Source organism: Bacillus sp. XT-2, from assembly GCF_025696525.1.
Taxonomy (GTDB): Bacteria; Bacillota; Bacilli; order Bacillales; family Bacillaceae; genus Bacillus; species Bacillus halotolerans.
The window spans coordinates 36,772-51,701 of record NZ_JAHVOC010000007.1 but is presented as its reverse complement, the minus strand read 5'-3'; the positions used below and the strand labels follow the sequence as shown (position 1 = coordinate 51,701).

Annotated in this window: 22 protein-coding genes and 1 pseudogene; 3 read left to right on the top strand and 20 right to left on the bottom strand. The window is 32.5% G+C overall.

The genetic code is table 11. The annotated features are described in order from the left end of the window. The first annotated feature begins 60 nt into the window (after positions 1-60). On the top strand, positions 61-291 hold the full coding sequence (locus KXD37_RS17075) for a membrane protein (RefSeq protein WP_032725929.1): 231 nt from the start codon (positions 61-63) through the stop codon (positions 289-291). Position 292: 1 nt separating this feature from the next. On the opposite strand, the gene KXD37_RS17070 is transcribed toward KXD37_RS17075, so the two are convergent. The 20 genes and pseudogenes from KXD37_RS17070 to KXD37_RS16975 form a co-directional block, all read right to left on the bottom strand. Further along, positions 293-685: a UPF0715 family protein gene (locus KXD37_RS17070; protein ID WP_263463314.1), complete on the bottom strand. Its 393-nt coding sequence runs from the start codon at positions 683-685 to the stop codon at positions 293-295. A 45-nt stretch (positions 686-730) separates the two neighbouring features. Continuing rightward, on the bottom strand, positions 731-1,279 hold the full coding sequence (locus tag KXD37_RS17065) for a hypothetical protein (protein ID WP_263463313.1): 549 nt from the start codon (positions 1,277-1,279) through the stop codon (positions 731-733). 30 nt (positions 1,280-1,309) lie between these two features. Beyond that, positions 1,310-1,675 carry a DUF3775 domain-containing protein gene (locus tag KXD37_RS17060; RefSeq protein WP_263463312.1) on the bottom strand — a complete coding sequence of 122 codons (366 nt, stop codon included), beginning with the start codon at positions 1,673-1,675 and terminating at the stop codon, positions 1,310-1,312. A 150-nt stretch (positions 1,676-1,825) separates the two neighbouring features. Then, the gene (locus KXD37_RS17055; protein WP_263463311.1) at positions 1,826-2,641 is read right to left on the bottom strand and encodes a hypothetical protein; all 816 of its coding nucleotides are present in this window, start codon (positions 2,639-2,641) and stop codon (positions 1,826-1,828) included. Positions 2,642-2,744: 103 nt separating this feature from the next. Next, positions 2,745-3,683, bottom strand: coding sequence for a cyclic GMP-AMP synthase DncV-like nucleotidyltransferase (locus tag KXD37_RS17050; protein WP_411910715.1), 939 nt, complete (start codon positions 3,681-3,683; stop codon positions 2,745-2,747). Positions 3,684-3,787: 104 nt separating this feature from the next. Next, positions 3,788-4,016, bottom strand: a pseudogene (locus tag KXD37_RS17045) (helix-turn-helix domain-containing protein). 91 nt (positions 4,017-4,107) lie between these two features. Next, a complete protein-coding gene (locus KXD37_RS17040) occupies positions 4,108-4,626 on the bottom strand; it encodes a hypothetical protein (RefSeq protein WP_263463309.1) in 519 nt (172 codons plus the stop codon). A 61-nt stretch (positions 4,627-4,687) separates the two neighbouring features. Beyond that, positions 4,688-5,572, bottom strand: coding sequence for a hypothetical protein (locus tag KXD37_RS17035; protein ID WP_263463308.1), 885 nt, complete (start codon positions 5,570-5,572; stop codon positions 4,688-4,690). 168 nt (positions 5,573-5,740) lie between these two features. Continuing rightward, positions 5,741-5,923 carry a hypothetical protein gene (locus KXD37_RS17030; protein WP_263463307.1) on the bottom strand — a complete coding sequence of 61 codons (183 nt, stop codon included), beginning with the start codon at positions 5,921-5,923 and terminating at the stop codon, positions 5,741-5,743. Between the two features lie 33 nt (positions 5,924-5,956). Beyond that, entirely contained in the window at positions 5,957-6,244 is a 288-nt protein-coding gene (locus tag KXD37_RS17025) for a hypothetical protein (RefSeq protein WP_263463306.1), read from the bottom strand. 28 nt (positions 6,245-6,272) lie between these two features. Further along, positions 6,273-6,551, bottom strand: a complete 279-nt coding sequence (locus tag KXD37_RS17020) for a hypothetical protein (protein ID WP_263463305.1) — start codon at positions 6,549-6,551, stop codon at positions 6,273-6,275. Positions 6,552-6,620: 69 nt separating this feature from the next. Then, positions 6,621-6,842, bottom strand: a complete 222-nt coding sequence (locus KXD37_RS17015; protein ID WP_263463304.1) for a hypothetical protein — start codon at positions 6,840-6,842, stop codon at positions 6,621-6,623. Positions 6,843-6,891: 49 nt separating this feature from the next. After that, positions 6,892-7,257: a hypothetical protein gene (locus tag KXD37_RS17010; protein WP_263463303.1), complete on the bottom strand. Its 366-nt coding sequence runs from the start codon at positions 7,255-7,257 to the stop codon at positions 6,892-6,894. Between the two features lie 328 nt (positions 7,258-7,585). Continuing rightward, positions 7,586-8,803, bottom strand: a complete 1,218-nt coding sequence (locus tag KXD37_RS17005; RefSeq protein WP_263463302.1) for a hypothetical protein — start codon at positions 8,801-8,803, stop codon at positions 7,586-7,588. A gap of 81 nt (positions 8,804-8,884) precedes the next feature. Next, on the bottom strand, positions 8,885-9,073 hold the full coding sequence (locus KXD37_RS17000; protein ID WP_263463301.1) for a hypothetical protein: 189 nt from the start codon (positions 9,071-9,073) through the stop codon (positions 8,885-8,887). A 44-nt stretch (positions 9,074-9,117) separates the two neighbouring features. Further along, on the bottom strand, positions 9,118-9,369 hold the full coding sequence (locus KXD37_RS16995; protein ID WP_263463300.1) for a hypothetical protein: 252 nt from the start codon (positions 9,367-9,369) through the stop codon (positions 9,118-9,120). 18 nt (positions 9,370-9,387) lie between these two features. Then, positions 9,388-9,564: a type I TA system toxin YonT gene (gene yonT, locus KXD37_RS16990; protein ID WP_263463299.1), complete on the bottom strand. Its 177-nt coding sequence runs from the start codon at positions 9,562-9,564 to the stop codon at positions 9,388-9,390. A 233-nt stretch (positions 9,565-9,797) separates the two neighbouring features. After that, a complete protein-coding gene (locus KXD37_RS16985) occupies positions 9,798-10,019 on the bottom strand; it encodes a hypothetical protein (protein ID WP_106019959.1) in 222 nt (73 codons plus the stop codon). Between the two features lie 80 nt (positions 10,020-10,099). Continuing rightward, positions 10,100-10,705, bottom strand: a complete 606-nt coding sequence (locus tag KXD37_RS16980) for a hypothetical protein (RefSeq protein ID WP_106019960.1) — start codon at positions 10,703-10,705, stop codon at positions 10,100-10,102. A 219-nt stretch (positions 10,706-10,924) separates the two neighbouring features. Continuing rightward, positions 10,925-11,251, bottom strand: a complete 327-nt coding sequence (locus tag KXD37_RS16975) for a helix-turn-helix domain-containing protein (protein ID WP_106019961.1) — start codon at positions 11,249-11,251, stop codon at positions 10,925-10,927. Between the two features lie 922 nt (positions 11,252-12,173). Between KXD37_RS16975 and KXD37_RS16970 the strand changes: the two genes are divergently transcribed. Then, entirely contained in the window at positions 12,174-12,368 is a 195-nt protein-coding gene (locus KXD37_RS16970; RefSeq protein ID WP_263463298.1) for a hypothetical protein, read from the top strand. 39 nt (positions 12,369-12,407) lie between these two features. After that, on the top strand, positions 12,408-14,927 hold the full coding sequence (yonO, locus tag KXD37_RS16965; RefSeq protein ID WP_263463297.1) for a DNA-directed RNA polymerase YonO: 2,520 nt from the start codon (positions 12,408-12,410) through the stop codon (positions 14,925-14,927). The last annotated feature ends 3 nt before the right edge of the window (positions 14,928-14,930 follow it).

The following is a 14,930-nucleotide window of genomic DNA, read 5'->3' as shown; positions in this document are numbered from 1 at the left end:
CTCGGATTAAGACACGTAATCGTGTTAAGGTTAATTCATGACTGCATAAGGAGTGATACCTTGCTAAAAGTTGCAAAAATTTCGGTTTCTTGCATTGCATTAGTCTTGTGCATATACTCATTGTTCAATCAAAATGAATTATTGTTGATTGTTGCGCAATTATTTGTTGCAGCCCTTTTATCATTAGTCGGTGTTGAAGCGCTATTAAGCAAACAAAAACTGTCTGGATATTTATTGTTTGGAACAGCAGTCTTCTTACTTGTTGTCAACGGTGTTAAATTCATGATTTAATTTAATGGAGGAAGATGGAATCCCAAAACCAATAAATGAAAGCTGCAACAATACTCATAATGTAATAATTTAAGCTTCTGAATACAGTAAGAGCATTTGGCGGATAATCAACAAACCAGAACAAAAACACAGCTAAAAAGGCTACTGCAATATAAATTAAAAAATTGTTCAAACTGAATTTTCTGGGCCTTCTTCTTATCCACACTTGCAAAGGGACAGCAAACACCAAGTAAGTGATTAAAGCGTAAAACCCTATGATGCCAATAGTAACTAGCGCAATTGCCATAAAACCAGAGTAAACAAATATATATAGACCAAAGATTAGACCATATGACAAACTTGAAAATGCCAATGTATAAGCGTAACTTTCTAACGCTTTTTGATTGAGGGTCAAATCAACACCTCCGTTTGTTTCACATTTCCCTTTAAAATCGTAGTTTTATTGATTTATAATATCCATTATTTCTTCTTTAAGGGTATAGTACTGTACCCGGTCATTAATATTGAATATTCCGAGTATTTTATTTGCATTCTTTTGCATCTGTTCTAATTGAAATGTGTACGCATCTTTTTCTGCAACCTGTCCAAAATAAGTTTCTAAGTTACCGTCAATTTTAGTAATACCAATTTCATCATCAAACAACTCATGTTCGATCTGCCATCCATGACGAATTTCATGATATATATTGCCTATGAGCCCTAGCACCTCATTAGCATCAGTTTCGAGATTCTCATAAATGAACAGGAATATTTTAATCCTCTTTTTTTCACCTAAAGTTATACCGCTAACCACTTCCCTACCATTTAATATCTGCTCGTAGGTTTCCTCTGATAAATCAGGTTTGTTTTTCCTTTCATACTCTAGCCTGTTAGCAGATAAATACGGGTCTAAAGTGAAATTCAAATTTTTATATTCAGTATCAAGTAAATCAATACATTTATTTATTCTAATCTTTAATTTTTGATTAATATTATTTCTTATCTTCACATAAACTCTCCTTTAATCTTTTTTGAAGTTTTATTCGAATTCCAAAAATCCTAATCTTAACAATCCATTTTTTAAATACTTGTGTAAGGGACGTTTAGTTGCTATAGAATATGCATCATTATCTTTGTTATTCGGATTGTCACCTAATGAATTTCTCATTGACATAAAACTGTCGAGTGTAGAATTATAAACGTCCCCATTAAGTTCTCGTCCAATATACATTATAGTTTGAATTGTTTTTAAGTCCTCAAAATCTATACGCCCTAATAATCTATATAATTCAACCTCTTTTTCTTTATAATCTTGGGTGCTTTTTTCTCTTTCTTCTGAAATCCTAATAACATTTTTAATTAACGGAAGTTTGTCATCTAAAAGACTATATATAGTTATTGTCATGCTTATTCCCCTTTGCTTCAAAAGTAATAAAACATCCAATAAAAATCGTGATCCTTTCCAACGATTTTACCTTCAGCAACAGATTTAATTACGATCCCTTGTGGAATATCAACAGCTTAAAGTGTTCTCACTTTCAATCTATATTGCTTTTTAGTCTAAAAGACTAAAATTCAAATCATTGATAATTGCGTTAACCGTAACTGAATTACTTCCTGAATCACAAAAATTCTTAATGTCTGTCCACAAAGGCCATCCGTCAACTGTTTCTAAAGAAGATATATAATCACCATCCATCTCTTCAACTTCATCAATTAAATTATATTTAGTTAACATTTTATAGTGATGAAATAATTCATCTTGGGACAGCCCAGCTACACGTCGAACTTCTTCGACTGAAAACACGGCTGAAAACCCGGTGCTATCAGACCTCTCTATCATTATAGAAAAGACACTGCGTGTGTCTGGCACCAATTTCTTTAATGTGTCTGCTTGGTTATTAACTATAATGACCATTTCGCTTAATTCTTCTTCATTATTTCCCCACTCTAAAATGTTATTTGCCGCCTCTAGGGATTCACAATAATTGATAGTCTGCTTTTCTGTAAGATCCTCTATAGAACTTTCTAGTTTTGATACGGCATCTGCAAATTTTATCTCATGATTTTTTTTCATTTCTTGAAGTTTTTCAACTGGATATTTATCAACATTGTTAGTTATTTTGTGATGTTCAAGACACAACATCATTAAATTATCAAAATTTCTTCTTTCCTCATTGGTTTGTTTTGGATTGAATCTTTCGCCTCCCGGCATTGCTGCTTCTATATGGCAGATCTCTCCCAATAATTCTCCATCAGAGCTTATTATCATCTTTTTACAACCTTCAAACGCGCATTGGTTTCCAGACGTTAAATATAGCCTCCTTTTAGTGTCTGTGGTCGGTTCAAGTCTCTTTACCTTTTCATACATCCTGCATTCCCCTTTCCTTACTATAATTAGTTTTATTAGCAATCCTCTTGTGAAGGTATTTATCCGTCTTTTGGTATATCGTTAGTTAAAAGAACGACTTTATTTAAAATTTTGCAGCTAACATTTTATTATGTTGCGTTTGATTCCAATAAGGATGGTTGAAAAATTCACCCCATAAGGTATTGGCTAATTCGCAAGTGCAATCTTCTTTAAAAAGGTCGTCCAATTTGGTCACATAGACGAATAACCTTTTGTACAAATTTTCCACCTTAACTTCCTCTTCTTTTTTACGAATTAAGCTTTGACCTTGATTTAAAGGATTTGAAATTTCTTTGTTTCTCTTTAAACGCTTTATGATGTTTCGCATCACTATATAAAATGCCTCATCAATTCGATCCACTGCTCTATAGTTTTCAACTGCCAAAATGGTTAAGATTATTCCACCAGGCATTCTCCAGTGCTTTCTGGATTTGCAGAACATTTTGAGCAACTTCACAATAATCCTTAGTTGACCACCTGACTCCTCATTTTTTAAATGGAACCACTCTACAATTTTTCTTGGTTCCCAAAATCTCCACTTACTACCACCATGTTCATAAATGTAATCAGCATCACCTGAATTCAGTTTATACCTTCTGTAAACAGCAAGATCTGCATGCGAGCCATCTCTATAAACACATCTGATACAATTTGTATGGTAATCAATATTTGTTTCTGATTGATTAACAAAGGGTCTTAGCATTGAAAGTAATGCCTTCTTTGCTTTAACAGGACTTTTATCGATTTCATCTTTATCGAAAACGAGTGAAATGTCTATATCATTCTTTGAGAACAATCCGTTCACAGTGGTTTTCATTGCAATACTACCCTGTACAAATGGTTCTTCCAGAAGCTTATAAGATGAATAATTCATACTGTTGGAATACTCAATGCCTTTTTGCAAATTCAAAATTTCTTTTTCCATTTTCTTAATGAGACAAGTTATCTCATATTCATTTGTATCAACATTTTGTTTAACAAACTTTAAAAATGACAGATTCATATTAAACAAAATGAATTACCCCACTATTCTAATAAAAGTACGATTTTATTTAGACCTAGAAAAATTGTAATTACTTCCTATGCTTGTAACTTTAGTATACCATTTCATCCTGAGCGATCGATATGGTTATGACCTTTTTCGAATATCAGCAATTCCTGCAGCTCGATGTTTAGGTATGTATATACCTTATCCAACAGCTCTCTAGGATACCGCTCCATTTCGTCATTTATAAAGCTTTCTGACGGTCGGATACTCATGATCAATATCTCTGGATAGCTTTCGGATACTGATCTTTCTTTCGTCTAATATTGGCTTTAAATTTGATTTAATCAATAGTCCTCACATTTGGTTACTTTTGTTTTAAGATTTTGAATTAAATATAAAAAGGAACTAAGTCTTAGCCCGTATGCTTATATGCAATTATTCACCAATTCCATTCTCCATTAGGTTTTCCTGTTGGCTTATAAATAAGCTCGATATCAATATATGTTTTATGATTACCCTTAGGAAATCTTACCAGAACTATCTCGCCCTTTTCCGGAATAAAATCCACATCGTTCCTCCAAAATTTAAATGTTTTATCTCCCTCCTTAGTTATTGGTGTTGTGTGATAACCATAACTTTCGGCTTGATTACTGGAGATCACGTTACCTCCATAAACATATTCGTCTTGTCCATTACGTGATTTAATTTCTCTAGTTGTTAAATCATATGCGTAAATGTCATATTCCTCATTCTCTTCTTGACTTAAATAATTGTCATTAAGTGTTTCACTTTCTTGACTTGAATCATTGTCATAATAACTTTTTCCTTCATTTTCATCTTCATGATTTTCCTCTAATTGAGTATCCACATAAACTTTTATATTGTTGTCAAATTGGCTACACTGTACTATAAGAAATACCCCGATAATACCTAAACATATAATTATTAACTTTTTCATGACTTCTCCTTAAGTCCTTCGCCATTTCTTATGCTATTGTACATATTTTAAAGCAACTTACTTAAATTAATTTTTTATCAATACAATACATATCGAATCCTTGTTTTATAATCCTTACCTGTCCATCAGCTGCAGACCAACTTTCACTTATCTTTTCAATAAAAGAAAAAAGTTTGTGTTCTAATTTTCCGGGTATCATCTTCATAATATTATGAAGAATTTTTCTATATCGAAAACTTTTTTCAAACTCAATCCTCAATTCATTTAATTGGTTATTCCATGTATCCAACTTTTGATCGTTGAGACTGTAGGAAGATCGTTTAAATGAGTAAGGCGGATATATAGAATAAAATGCTACTGTGACCCCTTTGTAAAGGATTTCTGAATAATATTGATTATTTTTAACTCCCCAACTAAGGTCATTCTCCTCAAAATAGATATTAATCTGCGATTCTAACTCTTTAAATCTTAAGAATGATTTATATAAGAAAGGATTCTTTCTTGCTCTAGTTACAAGAGCATAAATTGTTGGAGATCCTGTTATCTTGGCCCAAATTGTACGGTGGGTTCCATCACCGTAAACAGCATAAAAGTCATCATCTTCATAATGAATCAATTCCACTGGTGAGTGTTGATAATAGGTGTGAAATTCTTCTAGACTTTGTTTTTCCAAGTATCCAAAAGCTTTTTCACACCGGCCGATGTCGATATTATCTGTACCGTTATAACATGCGTGATCAAACCAAGATACACCACTGGTTCCCCTGAACCCTAAACTCTTAATTTTATTTAGTGGAACATCCCTATATAGTTTTTCGCTCTCTTCAATTACATCATAATACAATTCATATGGATACTCACTTATATTTGCAGTTTCCTTCATTTCCTTAATATGAGATTCCAATACACCTTTTTCAAGCAGCAATTTTTCAAGTTTATTTTTCAAATCTCTTCCCCCCAAGCAAGTGAATGTCAAAATATCATTGACAATTCAAGCCTATAGGTAAATTTTACATTTTTTATTTACGATGATAAAGAGTCGTTTCAAGAAAATCTAATTAAAACTGCTGTTTTATTTAAATCCCTTTCTGTGGTGAAATTGTCACCTTGTAAATTAACCTTCTAACGTGTTAAGTATAAATTCCTTAATCTCCATAGGGTTGCCGTCCAAGTCTTCAACTAATAATTCGATTTGCTCTTCAGTTTCTTCCGGTAAAGCTTCAGTTATATAATTTCTTAATTCGCCTTTATCGTTTTTTAAATCATTAACCAATAAATCAAGCTGTTCTTCTGTCATTTTATATTCTCCTATCTGATTAAAATTGTTGTTTTATTTAGAACTTACAAGTTCCCACCATGATCTTAGGTTACCCATTTTTTCTCTTGTTTTTTTAAACAGTTGAATTTCATCTTCGGTAGCTTCACGCTGAATTAAATCTTTAACCCAATCATTCGTATAAAGATTACACACTTGACCATCTTTGATATACAATGTTTCCGTACATACAAAGACATCTAGCATATTAGGTTTGTTTGGTAAGATTTTAATTATATTTACTTCTGTGCTTCCTTCTTCTGTGCTTTCGAGAGCATAATATTGTCCTACCTTAATCTCCATAACTTTTTCTCTCCATTCTATTCAAGGATTATAGCTTGATCTCATGCCCTAACAATGAAGCAATAGTGACAAGTTGATTTTCGGTAAGTGGATAATCTTCAATAATATTGTAATTTTCATCAATCAAATCAATAATTGAGTCTGGCTTACCTTCATTCTTTTTAAATTCATTCTTTATCCGATCAAATACTTCTTTTGCTTTCTGCTCTGTACCTAAGTTCAATCCTAATAATTGATTAATTTCATTTTTTTCATGATTAAGCTTATAAAAAGCTAGTCCCCAAGTGTTTTTGTTTTGTTCTTTCATTTCAATCTCTCCATTCTGTTTATGGATTGTTGTTTTATTGATTCTTTAATAAATGTAAAAACTTGTTCTCTAATTCCAAAAGTGGAAAAGGAAATCTTCATAAGAGATAACTTTTATATCTTTAAAGATGTTGCCGTTTGAATCCTCTACTTCACCTTCAGTGTTTACTGTAACATCATCCTCGCTCAAATTATTGGATTGTAAAAAATGAATAAATTCCTTACCTTTTTTAATATTTAACATCCATTCTTCTAGTGCTTTTGTGTGGTTAATTTTCATTTTGTCTTTCATTTTAACCTCTCCATTCTGTTTAAAATATGCATTTTATCTTGGAATAAACTTAAGCAACTCCCGCCAATTGCTTTCTTTGCTTAAGCTGTTCATCCAAAAGTTTCAACAGATTTTCTGTAGGCTTATAAAAATTTCCAAAAATAGATTTGGCTCCTGTATCTAAGGCAAGATCTTTTCTTACAAGCTCCGCCATCACATCTTCATTTTTAACGCCTTTTCTTCCATCAAATTTAACGTTTAAATAAATGTATTTTTTCTTAAAACCTTCTAAGCATTCTGTTCTCGTTCCCATCTTTTTCACAAAACCTACATGGTTTTGATATGAGTTTATAATATCCTCTTCATCTTTAATGCTATTTAAATAAATATAGCCAGATTCCAAAATCTCTATATCTGCATAAAAATCTGCTTTCATTTTCAACCTCTCCACTCTTTGATTATATTTATACATATTATTTGTATTTGTTAATTATATTATATCTTGATAACCTATAATAATCAATACATTTATACATATTTTTTGTATTTGTTATAGTGTTAATATTAATTGCTCATGAGGGGGTTTGGGGGTGGTGTGAGCAAAAATTGTTCAGGTGAGGAACGAACCGTTTTGAACAATTAGCAGCACCCCCATTCTCTTATTTTATTATTTAATTTATTTTTGTCTCTCTTAAAGACTTAGACGGGAAAACCCTTGGTATTATTGAGTTTTTTTTAGAGTTTAAGAGGTTTATTCTCTTTAACTACCCATTTAACCATCCAATTAGCAGCTCCCTCATCCTTAATGAGGGTATGTATAATGTTATTTCTTCCCCATCTCTTATTGCAGATCTCCAAATCCATTGTACTAATTCGGATAATGCAAATGCATCTTGATCAATTGATATTTGATATTTCTCTTTAAAATAATTATATAGAACAGTGTTAACGTATCTGTTTATTGTATACACCAAGTGTTTTTTGTGCTTAAAATCATTGGTAGCTCTAGCATTACATGATACAAACCCTTTTGTATATCCATTCCCCTTTATTTTGTTTTTATGTTCTGAGTAAGTCGTCCACATAGCTTCATCACTTGATGACTTAACAATGTTGTTAAAGTAATTGAATACATTGTTCTTTACTTTCTTGATCGTATACGGTGATTTATTTTTATACCAATTAGATGATAATGAATAATCCAATTGGCCAACTGTATTCAAGTTACCTTCATATATTTTTATTTTATTTCTTAATTGAGCCTTTAGAATACTCTCATATTCAGTATTATGTTTTGTAAACCTGTATTGCCCATCTATAAATTCAGAAACGTATTTTTGATACTTGATATTGTTTATATCATAATAATATCTTTGTATTTGAGCATCAAACATGTAAGTGAGTATGTAAACTTCTTTAAACAACTTGAATATATCTGCAGGAAAATTCCAAATCAATATATTGTCTTTAAAGTACATCAGATTATTGTTTAAAGCCATATCACGTATATCATCATAGCGTGTTTCATAGTCCTTTTTTTCTTCGTTCCATTTGACAAATCCGTCTTCAACGTATATTAACTTTGATTCAAATAGTGTAGTAAGATCATGCTTCTTAACGCGTAACTGTTCAACTACTTCCATAACTTCATCTAATATCAATGTATAGTTGCCTGAAAGGATCAGCTCCTTTGTTTCGTCATTAGCATTTTTGAATAGATTATGTGTAGCAACAATATTTTTGTTCTGAGATAAAAGTTCATGAAATGACTCAAACTTATATTGTGTTTTGTCACCTTTCTTCTTTACTTTAGGCTCATAAATTTGTTTACTGTTTATGCTCTTCTTAATACGATCCACTTCATCCAAATACGGTGTAATGAAAATAAAATTTTCATCTGTCCCTGAATTATTCATCATGTCAATTGCTGCAGATGTTTTACCGCTACCCATAATAGAATCAATTACTTTAACCTTTCCCATATAGTCTCCTTATATTTTAGTTTTGTATCGAAAAATAAGGAACGATAATTGCCTTACCGCTCCCTTATTTATAACGCATATTTAATTATCCTTATGTTGCTGCATGATAAATACTGAATCATCTTGTTTTACTTTGCTTATCTCTTCTCTGTACTCTAAAAGATCTGAATTAATTCTGTCAGTTGTTTTCTTGATGGAGTCAATATCTTTCTTGAGCATTTCCAATTCCTTAGTGAACTGCTGAATAGCATCCAGGAATTTTTTCTCCAATCATCTCACCTCAATGATTTAATTATACCATGAGGCCTATATGATTAGCGTGACTTGTTTCTTAGTTTAAGGAATACAAAATAGATGATCCATAACAGTATGGCAATGATACATGTGACTACAAAGATTGTATTGATTAGTGTTTGTGCTTCGCTGCTGAAGTAATCCTTAATGAGTTGAAACATTAAGAATAAGCCAATGAAAGTGATATGGGTAAACCATAATGAGAATCGTTTCATGTTTGCAATGTGCTTGATCATGTTATAATATGGGTAGGAACTAAAGGAGAAGTTCATTCCCCTTTAGCTTAGCTCTCATCGGCGTATACGTTGGCGTTGTCTCTTTGGTCGGAGCCGCTTGTGTATACGCTTTTTCTTTTTGCTTGCCCCATTCTTTAGGTTTCTTATCTTCTCAACTATTGTTAGACTGTTGATTGTAAGAACCGTTAAAGATATGAGGAAAGCAACTATGATACCCACTTTCTCAAGCACTATGTACACCTCCTTTCCTATGACTCTATTATAACATAATTCATGATTTTTATATACATATTTTTTATATTTGCGGTAAGTTATTTATGTGTTGATGGATGGTATTAAGATGCCTTGTGTGCTGTTTGAGTGAACAGTAATGCAATTGGATTGGGAATTGATTATTAAGGCTTAGAGAGGCGTTAGATTGATTTTGAGAGAGTGTGATTAGGTTGGATGACTGGATGACTGGATTAGGAATATTTAACAAGAGATGCTTTTTTGGATATTCGTGAATCAAGAATAATGCAAGCCATTCCCAGCAGGTTTACTGCTACTGAAGTTTGATTTTTATAATGAACTATTATTTTTAACCTATCTGCAATTAGTTCTATGTCCCATGAGCCCGGATCGCTAATACCGATACCGGTGTAAATTGTCCGTATTCTTTCTTCAAGAAGTGATAAATGATACAAGGTGAAGCCTCCTACTAACGAAATGCAAACCTATGTTCGATTTTGATTTCTAAAGAAAAGCCCCAAAATAGGGCTTCTTTTTAATGCTCTAAGTTAATTTTTAAATCAAGATCGTCATCTAAAGCATGTGCGTCCTCATCAACCGGAAGATTGAATCTCAGCCGAATTGAATCTAAATCTTTTATATCCTCTTCGTTTTCAAAAATATAAAATACAGATCCACTATCGTTTACTTTCCCCACATACTCTCCAAGAAAATCTTCATTTTCGACAGTAGATGCCTCATTGATTTGTACCCCAGTACTTGTTGCTAATTTTGCATCATCTAGGCCGAAATAAACTACTTTATCTGATGTATTTTCCGCTTCAAGTTGAACCTCAATATAAGGTGTTTGTTCGTTGGCCACAGCGGCAATTACTTTTTTTACAGTTACTTGCATCGGGCCAGTTTTCGCAGTGGCTTCTTTATTGCTGATGGCCATTACTTTGGCTGTACCGCTCTCAATTTCATATACATCCCCAACTTTTTCAGGTCCATTAGTAGAGATGTCTTGGCTTTCTGATGTGTTGGTATCAGTTGCATTGTTTGTGTCTTCTGATGATGTAGAAGACTCTTCACTATTTTTGCATGCTGCGAGCAATATCAGTGAAGTGATTAATAGTAAAGTCCCCAATTTTTTAAACAATTTTAGCTCCCCTTTTTACTCAGTTATTTTTTCTTTATCTTTCGTTTAACTTAATGTATGTTAAACAATTTGTTTTATAGTATAAACCCCGTATGAACCCTTGATATATTTATTTTTTTGGGGGATGCAAAACTTTAACTTTTACACTTTGTTAAACACTTGTTTAATAAATGTTTAACAAATGTTTTACCAGAAGAATTAAAGAATTAAGAATAGCTACTAATGTTCGTCGAACTCTTTTTTTAAAAGATAATACAGTAGCTCTTTAGCTTGCTCTTCCGAGATCATTCCATTACATCCAGCAATTAAAGTCTCTGGATCATTTAAGATCTCATCGAGGTCAAATTGTGCATGTGTGCCTTTTAGAAGAAAGTCAGTAGATACTCCTAATATATTGCTTAATTTAGTAAGGGTTTTTAAATCAGGTTCAGCCTTACCAATTTCATATTTTCCATATCCCTGTCTCGTAACTCCTAAGAAATCTGCCATCCGTTGCTGGCTATATCCTTTGGAGGTACGGCATTTTTTTAAACGTTCTCCAAACATAGTAGGTTCCTCACTTTGACAATTATTATATAAACAAATAGTTTCGTAAACAAAAAGAAGCAAAAGGTTTCATAAAATATATCGGAAGAAACTAAAGGTTTCTTTAATTGTTAACAGTGTAGAAACAAACTGTTAACAAAAGGAGATGTTGATTTGAAAAAGAGAACCTTAGTTAAAGACAAGTTGCTGACTACCTTTCAAAGCTGAGATGGTCAGTAAATACAAGGGTTATATATGAAGATATGATATAGTAATGTAAGTGGATAAGAATAAATTATGTCTTCGATTCCCTCGGATTCGTTATAAATACGATTATTTTTAATGAATGGAAATTCATTTTTAAATTGCCAATCAATTTATTATTTTAAAATTTATTCTTGTTTTTAGCCTGGAATTATGTTAGCGCTGTTGCAGACCTACCCAAGTCATGAAATGCACGTATAATGTACCTTATACACGTATTACAATACCAATATATGGGGGTATATTTACATCTAATGGCAAAATAAAGGGAACAAATGTACCCATAGCACTTCCATTTCCACACCCTATCCAAATTTTCATTTTCCTAATTCCCCCTCAAAATCACCCTTTTTCACATCGTAATCGCTATCGTAAAAACCTTTTGTATCAACGTTTTTCCCTCTTTAAATTTACTCGATTTCTTCAATATTTAGATAATACAACCACTTCCCCCTACTCTCACTTATGTTTTACGATCGTTTATCCCCTAATCACCCTTCGATACAGCAAATACCCTTACGTTTACTGGCTTTTTGAACTCTATAATATTTTTTACGATAGGCATGTTTTTAGATTACGATATTCACTCCATCTCCAGAGCCGTTAACACACTAGCGAAAAAATAATGGACAAAGACAAATAATATGTATATAATAAATTCATAAGAGGAGGTGAGATAATGCAAAAGGATTCAAAGAAAGTAACGTACATGTTTAGTAATTTAATTGGATTTTTAGAGACTACTATTATTGAAGGAACTGCTTTACAAGAAGAAAACATTCTTTATGAGGACTATAAACTTTTCGGAACAATCGATAAACAGAGCTATACATACAAAAATCTTGTACATAAGTATCTAAAAAGCGACTATTAAAATAAAAAATATGCATAAAAGTAATAAGGGGAGAATTTATTGAAAGGAAAAAAAGACGGTCTAAATAAGCAAGTACATATTTACAGTATTGATACTTCTGCTTTTTATAATGATCAAGAAAACAAATTACATAACAAGATTTTAAAATCATATAGGTACAGAGATCATCTCAAAAAACTTGAACATGTTGATAAAAAACATAAGAAGTACATAACGCAAAGGATTATTTCTTTAAAAGAAAATCTTTATAACGCTTTTAACAATCATAATCAAATAAGGACACTTAGAACAGATTCCCTGAAAGATAATAATGTGATTTCATTATTTGATTCAGTCTTAACTCGAACGTTGGGAATCAAAGAAAACTCTCTCTCTGAAGAGATCATGGTTGTCCAAACTTATCACTTTCAAATTTTAAGGGACATTATTGATAAAGGATTCATACATAACAATGAGAAATACGTTTATTTCACTAGCAGTGCCGGTCAAATACGAACCAAAAAATCTTGTTTTATCAAACAAAGCACCTTAGATAAGTATCAAAATGCTTTAACTTGTGGCCTTAGTGTGGAGCAAATCAATGCTCAAGGTGGAAGCAGCATAAACAAATGGAATAGCTACATGGCCTTATCTAATAGCGCAAGTAGTCCATGGGAAATTGATATTGATAAAGCAATTGTCGTAAATGACTTAGAAACAAACGTTTCCAGCCTGGTTGATTATATTGACCGTGATACATATGAAATCACTCGCAAGATTATGGATATTCCTATAGAACATACAGATGGTTGTGGAATGATGCTTCCTAGTTTGAGCCAGAAAAGCTTTATGGTCAGATTGCCTTGGGTTAAGGGTCTACTAGTTCCATTTGATTTTAGAAAGTTTGCTGAAAAACACAGTTCGTTTACAGTTAAGGACGTCTACGGTAAAGAATGGGACATTATTAAAGATGATATCCAAATTATTTTTACGAAAAGCCAGTTTAAGATGTGGAAGTACTATGATTCATGGGATGACTATCGCTATAAATTTAAAAAGTATGGATGTCTCGGAGCTAAGTTAAATGAAGAAGATCCTTCTGTTGAGGGAAAACTAACTTACCAGATGCTACAAACACTCACTGATATCACAGATGAGGAATTGAAACAAATCAGCTCAAAGACTGTTAGAGAGATTACTCAATTAGGCACTGATAAAGAAACCATGATGAAAGTTTTGGGTGCTACCGAGAAAAATAAACATAAGACAAGCCTTCAAGAAGCTCTACTAATATACCCAGAGCTGTTAAATGATGATCATACCAAAGAAATCATTAAGAATAAGAAGAAGAGTATGATTAAGGACGCCAAATCAGGAAAATTACTTGTCAGTGACGCTCGTTATACGTATTTGTGCCCAGATCTATATGCTTTTTGTGAAAGACTGTTTCTTGGAATTGAGAATCCAAAAGGACTTCTTACCGGCAGCAATGTTTATTGTTCTTTATATGATGAAGGACACATTGATATCCTCCGCTCCCCTCATCTATTCAGAGAGCATGGTGTTAGGTGGAACAAAAAAGATGAGGAATATGAAAAGTGGTTCATTACGCCAGGTGTTTATACCAGCATTCATGATCCGATATCGAAACTGCTGCAGTTTGATAACGACGGGGATAAGGCCTTAATTATTTCTGATGAGCTAATCGTCAATATTGCCAAGCGTAATATGGAGAACATCGTTCCTTTGTATTATGAAATGTCAGTAGCCCAGAAACAAGAGATTAATAGTAGAAACATCTATGAAGCACTAACTCTTGCTTATGGGATCAATATCGGGGAGTACAGTAATAATATCACTAAGATATGGAACAGTGACAATATAAACCTGGACGTTATCAAATGGTTATGCATGGAGAATAACTTTACTATCGATTTTGCAAAAACCTTATTCATGCCCACCCGCCCTGATCACGTTGATGAGAAAATCAAAGATTACATAAAAAATAAAGTGCCCCACTTCTTCATCAATGCAAAGGATAAAGAAGAACATAGCGTAGAATCCATTAATGAAAGTACAGTAAATAAGTTAGACTCAATGATCCCATCCGACCGAATTAATTTCGCAGCTGTTGCAGGAAAGTTCGATTATCGTTTCCTGCTTAAGAACAAGGAGATTAAAGTGGACGATGCAATTATTAGTGAATACAAACGATTAGACCAGAACAAGAAATGGCTGATGAATGATGAAGACATTAAACCAGGACAAAAACTTTATGTCTATAAGATTATCAAACAAAAACTATTGGAAATACATAATGATGACAGATTTATTACAGATGTATTGGTAAAACATCTATATAAGAAAAAAAGTAAATTTAAGTCGACACTATGGGAGTGCTTTGGCGATATTGTACTGGAGAATATTAAGCATAATTTAAAGACCTTTAAAGGATGCTGTATTTGTGGAAAAGCTTTTAAGCCAACATCTAACAAAGCGAAGTACTGTCAGTCTTGTGGAAAGAAAAAAGAACGTGACAAATACAAAAAATATAACAAAAAGAGAAATAACCACCGTTAGAAA

Coding starts and splice junctions, on each gene's coding strand:
- KXD37_RS17060 (WP_263463312.1), bottom strand. CDS start 1,675: ATGACAATAACTATATATAGTCTTTTAGATGACAAACTTCCGTTAATT.
- KXD37_RS17055 (WP_263463311.1), bottom strand. CDS start 2,641: ATGTATGAAAAGGTAAAGAGACTTGAACCGACCACAGACACTAAAAGG.
- KXD37_RS17050 (WP_411910715.1), bottom strand. CDS start 3,683: ATGAATCTGTCATTTTTAAAGTTTGTTAAACAAAATGTTGATACAAAT.
- KXD37_RS17040 (WP_263463309.1), bottom strand. CDS start 4,626: ATGAAAAAGTTAATAATTATATGTTTAGGTATTATCGGGGTATTTCTT.
- KXD37_RS17030 (WP_263463307.1), bottom strand. CDS start 5,923: ATGACAGAAGAACAGCTTGATTTATTGGTTAATGATTTAAAAAACGAT.
- KXD37_RS17025 (WP_263463306.1), bottom strand. CDS start 6,244: ATGGAGATTAAGGTAGGACAATATTATGCTCTCGAAAGCACAGAAGAA.
- KXD37_RS17020 (WP_263463305.1), bottom strand. CDS start 6,551: ATGAAAGAACAAAACAAAAACACTTGGGGACTAGCTTTTTATAAGCTT.
- KXD37_RS17015 (WP_263463304.1), bottom strand. CDS start 6,842: ATGAAAGACAAAATGAAAATTAACCACACAAAAGCACTAGAAGAATGG.
- KXD37_RS17010 (WP_263463303.1), bottom strand. CDS start 7,257: ATGAAAGCAGATTTTTATGCAGATATAGAGATTTTGGAATCTGGCTAT.
- KXD37_RS17005 (WP_263463302.1), bottom strand. CDS start 8,803: ATGGGAAAGGTTAAAGTAATTGATTCTATTATGGGTAGCGGTAAAACA.
- KXD37_RS16995 (WP_263463300.1), bottom strand. CDS start 9,369: ATGAACTTCTCCTTTAGTTCCTACCCATATTATAACATGATCAAGCAC.
- KXD37_RS16975 (WP_106019961.1), bottom strand. CDS start 11,251: ATGTTTGGAGAACGTTTAAAAAAATGCCGTACCTCCAAAGGATATAGC.
- KXD37_RS16970 (WP_263463298.1), top strand. CDS start 12,174: ATGCAAAAGGATTCAAAGAAAGTAACGTACATGTTTAGTAATTTAATT.